Annotated in this window: 9 protein-coding genes; 5 read left to right on the top strand and 4 right to left on the bottom strand. The window is 42.7% G+C overall.

What is annotated here, in order from left to right; translation table 11 throughout:
* Nucleotides 1–9 precede the first annotated feature (9 nt).
* From IR173_RS05040 to IR173_RS05025, 4 genes are read right to left on the bottom strand one after another with little or no spacing between them, the layout of a single operon-like run.
* A complete protein-coding gene (locus tag IR173_RS05040) occupies nucleotides 10–2,829 on the bottom strand; it encodes a M16 family metallopeptidase (protein WP_237038598.1) in 2,820 nt (939 codons plus the stop codon).
* A gap of 29 nt (nucleotides 2,830–2,858) precedes the next feature.
* Nucleotides 2,859–3,806, bottom strand: coding sequence for a thioredoxin-disulfide reductase (gene trxB / locus IR173_RS05035; protein WP_237038597.1), 948 nt, complete (start codon nucleotides 3,804–3,806; stop codon nucleotides 2,859–2,861).
* Between the two features lie 27 nt (nucleotides 3,807–3,833).
* A complete protein-coding gene (locus IR173_RS05030; RefSeq protein WP_237038596.1) occupies nucleotides 3,834–4,451 on the bottom strand; it encodes a LolA-like putative outer membrane lipoprotein chaperone in 618 nt (205 codons plus the stop codon).
* A 16-nt stretch (nucleotides 4,452–4,467) separates the two neighbouring features.
* Complete coding sequence (locus IR173_RS05025; protein WP_237038595.1) at nucleotides 4,468–6,936, bottom strand: FtsK/SpoIIIE family DNA translocase; 2,469 nt, start codon at nucleotides 6,934–6,936, stop codon at nucleotides 4,468–4,470.
* 103 nt (nucleotides 6,937–7,039) lie between these two features.
* On the opposite strand from IR173_RS05025, the gene IR173_RS05020 reads away from it, so the two are divergent.
* The 5 genes from IR173_RS05020 (at nucleotide 7,040) to IR173_RS05000 (ending at nucleotide 13,544) form a co-directional block, all read left to right on the top strand.
* Nucleotides 7,040–7,624, top strand: a complete 585-nt coding sequence (locus tag IR173_RS05020) for a DUF5063 domain-containing protein (protein WP_237038594.1) — start codon at nucleotides 7,040–7,042, stop codon at nucleotides 7,622–7,624.
* The gene (locus IR173_RS05015; RefSeq protein WP_237038593.1) at nucleotides 7,621–8,271 is read left to right on the top strand and encodes a 3'-5' exonuclease; all 651 of its coding nucleotides are present in this window, start codon (nucleotides 7,621–7,623) and stop codon (nucleotides 8,269–8,271) included. Before IR173_RS05020 ends, IR173_RS05015 begins: the two co-directional genes overlap by 4 nt.
* Complete coding sequence (locus IR173_RS05010) at nucleotides 8,261–9,445, top strand: class I SAM-dependent rRNA methyltransferase (protein WP_237038592.1); 1,185 nt, start codon at nucleotides 8,261–8,263, stop codon at nucleotides 9,443–9,445. Before IR173_RS05015 ends, IR173_RS05010 begins: the two co-directional genes overlap by 11 nt.
* 872 nt (nucleotides 9,446–10,317) lie before the next feature.
* Nucleotides 10,318–11,490 (top strand): 6-bladed beta-propeller, encoded by a 1,173-nt coding sequence (locus IR173_RS05005; RefSeq protein WP_237038591.1) that lies wholly within the window; start codon nucleotides 10,318–10,320, stop codon nucleotides 11,488–11,490.
* A 98-nt stretch (nucleotides 11,491–11,588) separates the two neighbouring features.
* Nucleotides 11,589–13,544, top strand: a complete 1,956-nt coding sequence (locus IR173_RS05000; protein WP_237038590.1) for a DUF3857 domain-containing transglutaminase family protein — start codon at nucleotides 11,589–11,591, stop codon at nucleotides 13,542–13,544.
* Nucleotides 13,545–13,547 lie beyond the last annotated feature (3 nt).

Below are 13,547 nucleotides of genomic sequence, written 5' to 3'. Positions count from 1 at the left end.
CAAGGACGATTATTTTGTTTCGCCGGAAGTCATGCTGACTTCGATGCAATTGTCTTGTCCCAACAGAGCTTTGGCAAATTGTTTCACATCTTCGGGAGTGATACTTTCTACCAATTGCTGGAAATTGCTGTCCATATCGGCTTTATACCAATAATATTGGTTCAGCATATTCAACCAATAACCGTTTTCTTTTACTTGCTCGGTATGTTTCTTCAGCATAAACTCTTTTGCCTTGTTTATGTGTTCGGCAGACGGGCCTTCCTGTGCTATCTTTTGTAATTCGTTCATGACGATTTGCGTCATCTTCTCGCGTTTGGCAGGATCGGTATCGAAATAGATTTGCAGGAAAGCTTCATCGTCGTTCGGATAACGGCTGAGTTGTCCATATACACTCACACCATACGAACCGCCTTCTTTCTCGCGGACACTTTCCAGATATACCTTATCCAATGATTGAGTGAGGAAAGACATCAACACATCGTTCTTCAATGTATATTCGCATTTTCCACTGGCGACTATCAATACGCTGGCCAATGGAGTTTCCAGTTTCTTGTTGAAGATATTGGTGTATTTGCCTTTCCGGATATCCATCTTGGTATCGCGGAAATTTTCGGTGCGGTGGATGGTTGGCAATCCTCCCAGATAAGTCTCAATCAACGGCTTGGCCTCATCCAAGGTTATGTTTCCGACAAAGAGGAAAGTAAAGTCTCCGGCGTCTTTAAAGCGGTCTTTATACATTTCCATGATTCGGTTGTAGTCAATTTTGTCAATCATATCCGCTTTGACACGTAAGGCTCTCGGATGGTTCATATACATTGCTTTCTGCAGTGAGTCAGACAATGCGATTTGCGGATTAGCCTCCTGATTGGCAAGGGCTGCCTTGGTGCGGCTCTTATATGATTCAAATGCATTTTGATCCATACGCGGAGCAGTGAAACTCAGGTAAACCAGTTGCAGCAGGGTTTCCAAATCCTTGGGTGAGCAGCTTCCGTTCATTCCTTCGCTCAGACCGTTTACGGCAGTACTGATGCTGGCTTTCTTTCCGGCCAGAACTTTTTCCAGATCTACATTACTGAAGTTACCCAGTCCACCCAATCCGGCTACATCGTTCAGTACCTTTATCTGAAGAATTTCATTGTCGGGGAACAAGGAGTTACCACCGGGACTGAATGCACGCATACGAATTTCGTCAGCCTTGAAATCTGTCGTTTTCAAGATGACACGTACACCGTTTGACAAAGTGAGTACGGTAGAACCGAACGGTCCTTCTTCTGTTTTTACGATGGTGCCGGCTTTCGGTTGTTCGGAAATTAACGGTTCATCGGATACCTTATCCTCATACGCAGTGAGTTTTTCAGCTTTCACCTTGTTGAGCACATCCATAATTTCTTGTTCGGTCGGATATTTCATGCCTTCTTTTTCAGGGCAGAAAATATTAACCACGATGTTACTGTCACTTACTAGTGACGGAATGAGTGAGTTGATTGCTTCCACCGGAATGTTGGGAGCAATTTGATTCATGATGGCATATTCTGCATCAATGCCGGGGATAGGTTCATTGTCGATGAAATGGCGTACATACTCGTTTACATACGCATTGTTTTTTACTTTATCACGTTCATTATAAGCTGATTCCAATTGGCGCAGATAATCCGCTTTGGCACGTGCGTATTCAGAGGCGGTAAAACCGAATTGGCGTACGCGTTCTATCTCGCGTGCCAATGCAGAAAGTGCTGTGTCTATTCCGTCTTCCTTACTTACGGCAATACCGGTAAAGGCATCCTTTGTCTTAGACAGGAAGAAGTTTCCATCTTCAGTCACTGCATAGATAAACGGAGGTTGCGGAGTTTCTTTCAGTTCGTTCAAACGGGCGTTAAGCATATTGTTTGCCATAGACTTCATATAGTTCAGTACCAGATAGTCCATATTGTTTTTAGCCTCATTGGGAACGATGTCATGTTTATGCCAGAGATAAATAATCGTGTTGGTCTGTTCCTTATCTTTGGCAATGGTCACAATTGTTTCTTTGTTGTCCGGCACGGGGAAGTACTCGCGTTCGGCTGGGTTTGCCGGCATTTTGATAGGAGAGAAGATTTCTTTAATCTTAGCTTCCATCTTATCTACATCAATGTCTCCGACAATCATGATGCCTTGTTGGTCGGGACGATACCATTTTTCATAATAGTCACGCAATGCCTGATGAGGGAAGTTATCTACCACTTCCATTGTTCCGATAGGCAGACGATGGCCGTATTTACTGTTTGGGTAGGCAATGGGAAGTACTTTTTCGTACATACGTATCATAGCTCCTGTGCTTGTGCGCCATTCTTCATGGATAACACCTCGTTCGCTATCGATTTCTTTCGGGTCGAGTGTCAGCCCATCTGCCCAGTCATGCAGGATAAGCAGACAGGAATCTATAATTCCGTCTCGCGTAACGGGCACATTGTTGATGTTGTAAACAGTTTCATCAATAGAGGTATAAGCATTCAGGTTCTCGCCGAAACGTACACCGATACTTTCCAGATAGCTGATTAATGTTTTTCCGGGGAAGTTTTCTGTGCCGTTGAAGCACATGTGTTCCAAAAAGTGAGCCAGACCGCGCTGATTATCATCTTCCAAGATGGAGCCAACTTTTTGAGCGATGTAGAAATCAGCTCTTTTTTCGGGCAAATTGTTATGGCGGATGTAATACGTCAGCCCGTTTTCTAATTTACCGATGCGGACATTGGCGTCCGTAGGGATGGGTGGCATTTGCTGAGCAAATCCCACCGCAACGCTGCCTAGGATAAACCAGGCAGCCACTAGCTTCTTAAAGAAGTGTGTCATGGTGTTGTTTGTTGTGGGGTTATTGTTTTTTATAAAAGTTCGTTGGCAGAGAGGTATCTTTCTACCTCGATAGCGGCCTTGCAGCCACTTCCTGCCGCAGTGATAGCTTGGCGGTAGTGCGGGTCGGCTACGTCTCCTGCAGCAAATACTCCGGGAACCTTGGTGCGGGGAGTACCGTCTTCGGTAATGATGTAACCCACTTCGTCTGTATCGACGTATGGTTTGAAAATATCAGAGTTAGGCTTGTGGCCAATAGCTAAGAAGAAACCGTCGATGGGAAGGTCGTAGTGCTCTTCGTTACATTCGCCTGCACGTTTAACCAAGTGAACGCCTTCTACACCGTTTTCGCCGTATAGACCTGTTGCATTGTGTTCAAACAGGACTTTGATGTTCGGATGGTTCATCACGCGTGCCTGCATGATTTTAGAAGCGCGCAAGAACGGCTTACGTACAATCAGGTAAACCTGTTTGGCTAGGCCGGCTAAATAAATAGCTTCTTCACAAGCCGTATCACCGCCACCTACTACGGCAACCGTCTTTTTGCGGTAGAAGAATCCGTCGCAAGTAGCACATGCACTGACTCCCATGCCTGCATATTTCTTTTCATCGTCCAGCCCCAAATATTTGGCTGTGGCTCCTGTGGAGATGATGACCGTTTCTGTTTCGATTACCTTTTCGTTATCGATGGTGATGCGGTAAGGACGTTTGCTCAGATCGGCAGAAGTGGCGATGCCTGTGCGGATGTCTGCACCGAAGCGTTCTGCCTGTTTGCGTAAATCTTCCATTAGCTGCGGTCCACTGATACCTTCGGGATAACCGGGGAAATTCTCTACATCGGTAGTAGTAGTGAGCTGTCCGCCCGGCTGAAGTCCTTCATAAAGGACCGGAGCAATGTTGGCACGCCCTGTATAGATAGCAGCGGTGTAACCTGCGGGGCCTGAACCGATAATCAGGCATTTTACTTTCTCTGTACTCATAATTTTTTTATTCGTTACTTTAAATTGTTAGTTTCTTAAATCAATCACTTCGGCATTCGGATATTTCCTTTTATCAAACCTGAATGATTCATTATCCAATGGCTGATGGGTTTGATAAGAAGATACGATAATCTCGTTGACCGTTTTGTTACTTTGCAGTATTTTGATGTATAACGGTTCGTATGTTTTTGAAACAAATAAGGTAATGGAAGCGATTTCCTGTTTCTTCTCAGGAGTCAAGGTTACTTCATAACCTTGCTTGCCATTGCGGGTTTTCATGCCTGCATACTTATAGTTATAACCGCTTTTATAGAGTGAGAGCAATGAGTATGGATTGATACCTTGCAGTTCCTCCGGGGTGGGGGTACTTATGTTCACTTCGTCACTGCTTTCCAAATAACTCCATTGCGTCTTCCCGTCAAACCAGCTTTGTACACCTCCGCTGTTCAGGTAGAATTGCTCTCCTTTTAACAGTAATGTACCGTTGGATGTACCGCCGAACACAGCGCGTATTCCTCCGGCATCTTTCATAGCCGCGGCTGTCTTGTCCAGCACTTTGCGGGCTTGTTTGTCCTTCTGGGCAAACATACTGGTCGAGAGGCACAGTGCCAATATCAATAAATATATCTTTTTTAATTTAAGCATGATTCTACTAAACAATTTATTGCTGCAGATTGTTCAATTTCATTTCCAGGTCGGTCTCGTCCATACAAAGTACATCACGTGCCTTACTTCCCTGAGTGGGGCCTACGATGCCTGCTTTTTCTAACTGATCCATAATACGTCCTGCACGGTTGTAACCGATAGAGAATTTACGCTGAATCAGTGAGGTAGAACCTTGTTGATGGATAACTACCAGACGGGCTGCATCTTCAAACATCGGGTCGAGGCGGTTCATGTCCACTTCTCCTATGCTACTTTCACTTTCTTCACCCACATATTCGGGCAGCATGAAAGCGGTAGGATAACCTTGTTGTTTGCTGATGTAATTTGCGATGCGTTCCACTTCGGGAGTATCGACAAAAGCACATTGTACACGTACGGGATCATTGCCTTGTAAGTAAAGCATGTCACCCTTACCAATCAACTGCTGTGCACCCGAACGGTCAAGGATGGTACGGGAGTCCATCATGGCAGCCACACGGAAAGCGACACGGGCCGGGAAGTTGGCTTTAATGGTACCGGTGATGATATTTGTTGTCGGACGCTGGGTAGCGATGATAGCATGAATACCTACTGCACGTGCTAACTGTGCAATTCGACAAATAGGCAATTCCACTTCTTTTCCGGCAGTCATAATCAGGTCACCGAACTCATCGATGATAATCACGATGTAAGGCATAAAGCGATGCCCTTTTTCAGGATTCAACTGGCGGCTGATGAACTTGGCGTTGTATTCTTTAATATTACGGCATCCGGCTTTGCGTAATAAATCGTAACGCGTATCCATTTCTACACAAAGCGAGTTCAGCGTTTGCACCACTTTCGAAACATCGGTGATAATAGCATCTTCTCCATCTGGCAGTTTGGCAAGGAAATGTCTCTCTATCGGAGTATAAACAGAGAATTCCACTTTTTTAGGGTCTACGATAACAAATTTCAGTTCCGCCGGATGTTTCTTATATAATAAGGAAGTGACAATGGCGTTCAATCCTACGGATTTACCTTGTCCCGTGGCACCTGCTACGAGCATGTGCGGTGCTTTAGCCAAGTCTACCATAAACACTTCATTGGTGATTGTTTTTCCCAATGCTATTGGTAGTTCCATAGTGGTTTCCTGAAATTTCTTGCTGTTGAGAATAGATTGCATCGGCACAATACGCGGATTGGCATTCGGAACCTCTATACCAATAGTACCTTTACCCGGTATAGGGGCAATGATACGGATACCCAATGCAGACAAACTCAGTGCTATGTCATCTTCCAAATTACGGATTTTAGAGATACGCACGCCTTCTGCCGGAGTAATTTCATACAATGTAATAGTAGGTCCTACACTGGCTTTGATAGAGCTTATCTCAATGCCAAAACTGCGCAATACTTTGATAATGCGATCTTTGTTGGCATTCTGTTCTTCCATATCGATATTAGGGCCATTGTCCTCATATTGATTCAACAAATCAAGAGTGGGGAATTTATAGTTTTCCAGATCGAGGCGCGGATTATAAGGCTGTAAGGCAGGACCTTTATACTCTTCATCCTCTTCCGATGTATCATCGGATACGGTAAAGTCGGGCTCGTCATTATCTTCTTCCTCTTCTTCGCTTGTACCTGCAGGTGCAGAGAGTTGAGGCTCGTTCACCTGCTTTTCTTCAAAAGGGAATGGATCTTTGGGTGCTTCTTCCTCTTCGCTGCCTACTTCCACTTTTATGGGTTGTTCCAGCTCAAAGTCTACCACGGCAGGTTGTGGATTGGAATATTCTTTCTTTTCTTCTTTTTTAGGCTTGATATTTGCATCATAATTTTCGTTGTCGGTTGTTGTGGGCATATCTTTCTTCTTCCTTCTGAAATTGGGATGAAGTGCCTTACGAATCATATTGATAGTTTCACTGCTCAGATAGACAAAGAAGAGAAGGGCGGTTATCAGTAAAAGCAGTCCCAGACCGGGTATGCCGATTTGAGAAACCAACCATGCACTTACATTATGTCCGTGCAGTCCTCCAGGGTAGATAAAACTGTCGCTGAAGGTTCCGTTGAAAATAAATCCCAGTGTAATGGAGAACCAAATAAGTAGGATAGAACAAGACATAAACCATTTCCATACACGGAACTGGTAGGCTTTCATCATTTTCATTCCTACAACAGCAAGGAAAAGAATGATGAAATAAGCGGCAAGCCCGAAACATTCGTTGATAAGGAAATCCGCCAATTGTGCACCGCGTGCGCCGGCGTAGTTTTTCACATGATTAGTGGTCTGCATCAGCTCACCCGGTTGCTGGTTGTCCAATATGCTTTGGTCTGCCGCTCCCGTGAAAAAGAAGGAAGTAAAAGCCAGCAATAAGTAAACGGCGAATATCACACTGATGAGTCCTATAACAAAATGTGTTGTCTCACTCTTAAAAAATGTAGTAAACCGATTCGTCGAAATCTTTTTAGGTTCGGTCTCTTTATCTGTTTTTTTCTTAGCCATATTTATTAATGCGATTTATTATTTCGCAAATGTACATGAAAATCATTAATTATTGGCTTAATTAATCTCTTTTTTCTTACCTTTGCGATTCAATTTTAATGTTATGGAAAAGTATAGTCAGGTGATATTTGACAAAAATACAGTGGAGTTTGTGACGGTAGCTGCCGAATATTGCGGCTTTTTAGAAAGAACACGTGATGCCAAGCGGGGCACATTTGTAGACACCGCCCTCAAAATTCTTCCGTTGCTCTATTTAAAAGCATCCATGATACCTCCTTGCGAACGGATAGGGGAGTTTGACCCCGAAACATTCGTAACAGAAGAAGATTATGAACTGATACGCATGGCTGTGGCCGAAGTGTTGGGCTCTAAAGACGACTATTTGGAAGTCTTTCTGCCTGATATGGCATACAGTGATACACCTATAAAGAAATGTATATCCGAAGATTTGGCTGATATTTATCAGGACTTGAAAGATTTTATCAGTGTGTTTCAATTGGGACTGAACGAGACGATGAACGATTCACTGGTGATTTGTAAAGAGCATTTTGAAGAATTTTGGGGACAACGTTTGGTGAATACGATGCGTGCCCTGCACGATGTGAAATATAATTCCGCCGATGAAGACAAAGAAGATGTAATGGATGAAGACGATTCGGAAATGGAAGATGAGAACCGATTATTATGAAGTTAATAAAGAAAAGTATAAGTAAAGCAGAAATAGCTGCAATGCCCAAAGTGCTTTTTCCCGGACGTATATTTGTGGTTTATACCGAAAGTGACGCCGAAAAAGCAGTGGCTTATCTCAAGGATCAGCGCATAGTGGGAGTGGATACGGAAACCCGTCCCTCATTCAAACGAGGAACTACCCACAAGGTGGCATTGTTGCAGATTTCCACACAGGACACTTGTTTCCTGTTCAGGCTTAACCGTATCGGCATGCCCGATTCGTTGCAGGAGTTCTTGATGAGCGATACCCTCAAGATAGGCTTGTCACTGAAAGATGATTTCAACTCATTGCGTAAACGTCAGGATATGCGTCCCGATCGTGGAAACTGGATAGAATTGCAAGAATATGTAGGCAAGTTTGGTATTGAAGACAGAAGCCTGCAAAAGATATATGCCAACCTTTTCGGAGAGAAGATCTCAAAGAATCAGCGCCTTTCCAATTGGGAAGCCGATGTACTGAGTGAAGGGCAAAAGTTATATGCTGCCACCGATGCATGGGCGTGTGTGGAAATTTACAACTGCCTGTCCGAATTGGAACGCACGGGCGATTACGAAATAATACAAAACGAACCAATAGAATCAACAGTAACTACCGATGGCTTATAAAAAAGTATACCTGAAACCGGGTAAAGAAGAATCGTTGAAACGTTTTCATCCTTGGGTGTTTTCGGGAGCTATCCATCACATAGAGGGAGAGCCCGAAGAAGGTGAAATTGTAGATGTGTACACATCAAAGAAAGAATTTATTGCTTGCGGACATTTCCAGATTGGGAGCATTGCCGTACGGGTGCTAACCTTTACTCAGAAAGAAATAGACCATGACTTTTGGAAACATCGTCTGGAGGTGGCGTATGATTTGCGCCGGAGTTTAGGTCTGGCTGGCAACCCCACCAATAACACTTACCGTTTGGTGCATGGAGAAGGTGATAATCTGCCGGGGCTTATTATAGATGTGTATGATTATACGGCAGTGATGCAGGCACATTCTGCCGGTATGCACGTCTACCGCATGGAGATAGCCGAAGCCTTGTCGGAAGTGATGGGCGATGTGGTTCGGAATATTTATTATAAGTCGGAAACCACTTTGCCGTTTAAGGCGGATTTAGAACCAGAAAATGGCTTTATCAAAGGAGGAAGTCCTGAGAATATTGCTATGGAATATGGTTTGAAATTCCATGTGGATTGGCTGAAAGGACAAAAGACTGGTTTCTTTGTCGACCAACGCGAGAACCGTCATTTACTGGAACGTTATTCCAAGGGGCGTAATGTACTGAATATGTTTTGTTATACCGGTGGATTTTCTTTCTATGCCATGCGCGGAGGAGCAAACCTGGTACATTCGGTAGACAGCTCTGCCAAAGCCATCGATCTGACAAATATGAATGTAGAGCTTAACTTCCCCGGTGACTCGCGTCATCAGGCTTATGCCGAAGATGCTTTCAAGTACTTGGACCGTATGGGGGATCAGTATGATTTGATAATCCTAGATCCGCCGGCTTTTGCCAAACATAAAGATGCCCTTCGCAATGCTTTGCGCGGATATACCAAGCTGAATGCCAAGGCGTTTGAGAAAATAAAGCCGGGAGGAATTCTGTTTACTTTCTCTTGTTCGCAAGTTGTGGATAAAATGAATTTCCGTAATGCTGTGTTTACTGCGGCTGCGCAAAGCGGACGTAGTGTGCGTATTTTGCATCAACTCACACAGCCGGGTGACCATCCTGTTAATATTTACCATCCTGAAGGTGAATACCTGAAAGGATTGGTATTGTATGTCGAATAATCTATTGTCTGTATTCGGGTGTAGGCTTTGCACCCTAATATAGTTATGAATGTATTATAATAGCTGCTACTTATTCTTGGAAGTAGCTGTAAAATATAAAAATAGTTAAACCAAAGCAAAAAAGTACTCGCTTGTTATGTTTGATAACATAAAACCTGTATCTTTGCACTGTGTTTTTCATGGTATTAGATTTAAGGTTAATGAAGATTGGGTGTCTGGGATAGATACCCTTCTTTTTTTATCCCTCTTTTCTTATATGAATATCCTTCACGATTAAATGGAACTATCCCCATTGAATTTCTACTGACTCGTTATATTTTCAAGAAATGAAATATTATCGCTTTATTTTTGTAAAACTGATTTTAATATTTATCTTTGTCATGTCGTTCAGTATGAACAGTGTTCTTTAGGACGATAAAAGAAAATGTGCTAAGGCTTTATTCTTGTCAAGACGGAGGAGATGTTGTTTCTATAAATAATAAATGGAATGCCCTCGTCTGATGTTATGGATGTCTTAAAACTTTGCGAATACCTGTTTTGGTTTTGAGATGATGGTCTTGAGCTATTTGATATATCGATATGTTAATGATATGACGAGCCGAACGTAATGTTCGGAAAAGGACGAAAACAAGTCAGATTGAATGATGCTGTGAAGCATCATTCAATCGCAACTACAATTCTACAGTGTTGCACATTTCCTGTCACAAAGAGAGGATAGCTTTCACACAGAATCTTCATGAACAGAAAGTGCCATACTTGTTGTGTGTGAAAGAGATTATATCAGTCCTGGATTATATCAGGAAAATGAAATATTCTTCAATGATTTTTGTCGTATACAAATAATAATATATTTATTTATAAATTCATTAGAAATGAAATTTAATAGGTTATATGTCGTATTTAGTTTTGCTCTTGTTATTGTAGGATGTAGCGGTGATGGACAATATAGAGAGGCATTACTTCCTCGGATTGATGTTAATAAGGAATATCCTGTGAAAGAGATTTTTCTTCAGGATGTAGCTGATATTGAGTATATTCCATTAGAAACGAATGAAAATATGTTGTTTCAAGGTACAATAGCTGCTGTGTCTGATAAAGGAATGCTTGGCATGAGCCAACAAGAAGGCAAACTGTTTTTGTTTGACCGTAGTGGTAAAGCAAAAAACTTTATTTGCAGAAAGGGGGATGGTCCTGAAGAATATAATGATATTCAGAATGTTGATGTGGACTGGCAACGCGGTGAGGTTTATGTGCTGGGGGCACCGTCCAAAGTATATGTTTATACTTTGGACGGTACGTACAAACGTACATTGGATACTAAAGCTAATATCCGGCAAAGGGATATGCTTAATTATTCGGCTGATAAGCTTGTATTGTTTAAGGAAAAGGCTAATGTCGGAAGGGAGGGCGAAATAACCGCATATCATCCTGTCATGCTGTTGGATAAATCGGGCAAAACGATTGATTCATTACAATACGTAAAAGACTGGGAGGCCAGCCTGTCTATTAGGATAGACGGTAATGAGAATTGGAAAGCATATCTATATTGTGAAGTCATGCTGGGGCAAGGTGGAGAAACTTACCTGAATGATATGGCTTCTGATACTGTCTATCAGATAAATAAAAAGACAAATGAATTATTTCCCATACTGTTGCGTACTCCTTCTGTCAGAGATTCGGAAGGCGGAAAATATTATCTGCGTCTGGAGGGAGTCACTTCACGTTATTATTTCTTGAAATGCCAGATTTCGTCTTTGAATATGAAGGGTATGGTGATAAAGGATGATAAGAGCCATTCATTAGTATATGATCGGCAGACAGGAGAGATATTCCGCCCTACTTTTAGAAACAAAGACTTTCCATCCGAAGAATGGAGTTACATGATGCGGAGCAATGGTGAGAAAGATTGTGTCTATCAGAAGCTGGAGTCGTTTGCTCTGAAAGAAGCATTGGAAGAAGGACAGTTGGAAGGTTCGTTGAAGACTGTTGCGCAAGGATTGGATGAGGATGATAATCCGGTAATCATGGTTGTCAGATTTCGATAAATAGAGTTTTTGTGTTGTCCTTTTTATAAGAAATATCCTGTTTGACTCGAAGTTTTTACTTACATTTGCCGTTATAAAATAAATTGTAAGTGAAAAACATGAAAAAACAACTATCTGTAACGTTGGCTTGTTTCCTTCTAGCTTCGGTTACCGCATCAGCTCAAGGCTGGAGAACTTATGAAGAGGCTGCTCAAGGAAAGGCTTATGAAAAGTCTGATTGTGTGACTTTGTTGGACAGTACATTGGTGTCTGTTCAACCTAGCGGACAAGGCTCTTTCGCCGTATGTAAAGTAATAAAAGTACAAACTCCGAAAGGATCTGTATCCAATCGGGTCATTAAGTATGATTATGATCCGTTGACGGCTCATGCTGAGTTTAAGCGTGTGACGGTCTACCGTGCAGACGGAAATGTGGAGAACCTTGATGTTACAAAAACTTGTGATTATGCTGCACCCGCACGTGCCATCTACTGGGGAGCACGCCAGATAATGCTTGAGGTCGGTGCATTGCAACCCGGTGATATAATTGATTATGAAATAGCAAAAAAAGGTTTTACTTATGCGTTACTGGCTGCTACACAAGAAGATGATTCCAAATTTATTCCTCCTATGCGCGGACAGTTCTACGATATTGTACCTTTTTGGAGTGCTAATCCTACGGTGAGAAAAGTCTACAAGGTAGTTGTTCCGATGGAGAAGGAAATGCAGTTTCAGTTCTATCAGGGTGAATGTACCTCTTCCATGCGTTATGAAGGCAATCGCAAGGCATATACTTTTGCTATGAACGATATCATGCCTTTCGGTAGAGAACCGAATATGGTAGACCTCTTTGATGCAGCCCCAAAGCTGATGATGTCTTCCACTCCCAAATGGCAAGATAAATCACTATGGTTCAATAAGGTGAATGAAGACTATGGCAGTTTTGCTCCATTGCCTGAAGCTCAGAAGAAGGTAGACGAACTCATTAAAGGCAAGAAGACTGAAATGGAAAAGATTGCCGTGCTTACCCATTGGGTGGCAGATAATATCCGCTATGCCGGCATTTCGATGGGCAAAGGGGAAGGGTATACCTTGCATAATACAAAGATGAACTACACTGACCGCTGTGGAGTATGTAAGGATATTGCCGGAACCTTAATTTCATTCCTTCGTATGGCTGGCTTTGAGGCGTATCCTGCGATGACAATGGCTGGAAGCCGTGTAGAAAGTATCCCTGCCGACCACTTTAACCACTGTGTGGCAGTAGTGAAATTGAGTAACGGAACTTATATGCCTCTTGATCCGACTTGGGTGCCTTTCTGTCGTGAACTATGGAGTAGCGCCGAGCAACAACAGAATTACTTGCCGGGTGTTCCCGAAGGTTCGGACCTCTGCCTGACACCGGTTTCTGCGCCCGAAAACCATTATTTCCGTATTAAAGCGGATAATCGTCTGGATGCGGACGGTACTTTGCGAGGTACTTTTACTGTTACGGCCGAAGGACAGAGCGATAGTAATATCCGTCGTATATTTACGACCGGTTTTCAGAGTGAATGGAAAAACACGATGGAACGTCAGCTGCTTGCCGTCTCTCCGAAAGCTCGGTTGCTCAGTGTGGATTATGGACGGAATCCCAAAGATTATCAATCAGCTCCTATAAAAATAACTTTCCGTTATGAAATTCCCGATTATGCTCTGAAAGGTGGAGAAATGTTGTGCTTCCGTCCGATGGTAATGAATAATCTTTATAATCAGGTACGTTCGTACTTGCGTATTGATACCGGGATGAAGGAACGTAAATATGGTTTTAAAGATGCTTGTTCGCGGCTGGTGGAATTGGATGAGACCATTCAGCTTCCGACCGGATATAAGATGGAAAACCCTGATAGAAATGATGATATGGCAGGTGAAAGTGCAGATTTTGAAGGCTCGTTGGTACAAAAAGGAAATAAAATATTTCTGCATAACAAACTTGCTTTGAAGAAACGGGTTTATGAGGCTTCGGACTGGGACTGTTATCGTGAAGCTGTGAATATGCACAAGGCTTATGGAGATTATTTAGTGATTAAAAAGTAAAGT

This window comes from Phocaeicola faecalis, from assembly GCF_021730445.1.
In the GTDB taxonomy this organism is placed as follows: domain Bacteria; phylum Bacteroidota; class Bacteroidia; order Bacteroidales; family Bacteroidaceae; genus Phocaeicola; species Phocaeicola faecalis.
The sequence above is the reverse complement of the archived record's forward strand: the minus strand, read 5'-3'. Positions and strand labels throughout refer to the sequence as shown.

Bases quoted from the DNA above. Each gene is read 5' to 3' on its own strand.
- IR173_RS05040 (WP_237038598.1), bottom strand. From the start codon at position 2,829: ATGACACACTTCTTTAAGAAGCTAGTGGCTGCCTGGTTTATCCTAGGC.
- trxB (WP_237038597.1), bottom strand. From the start codon at position 3,806: ATGAGTACAGAGAAAGTAAAATGCCTGATTATCGGTTCAGGCCCCGCA.
- IR173_RS05030 (WP_237038596.1), bottom strand. From the start codon at position 4,451: ATGCTTAAATTAAAAAAGATATATTTATTGATATTGGCACTGTGCCTC.
- IR173_RS05025 (WP_237038595.1), bottom strand. From the start codon at position 6,936: ATGGCTAAGAAAAAAACAGATAAAGAGACCGAACCTAAAAAGATTTCG.
- IR173_RS05020 (WP_237038594.1), top strand. From the start codon at position 7,040: ATGGAAAAGTATAGTCAGGTGATATTTGACAAAAATACAGTGGAGTTT.
- IR173_RS05015 (WP_237038593.1), top strand. From the start codon at position 7,621: ATGAAGTTAATAAAGAAAAGTATAAGTAAAGCAGAAATAGCTGCAATG.
- IR173_RS05010 (WP_237038592.1), top strand. From the start codon at position 8,261: ATGGCTTATAAAAAAGTATACCTGAAACCGGGTAAAGAAGAATCGTTG.
- IR173_RS05005 (WP_237038591.1), top strand. From the start codon at position 10,318: ATGAAATTTAATAGGTTATATGTCGTATTTAGTTTTGCTCTTGTTATT.
- IR173_RS05000 (WP_237038590.1), top strand. From the start codon at position 11,589: ATGAAAAAACAACTATCTGTAACGTTGGCTTGTTTCCTTCTAGCTTCG.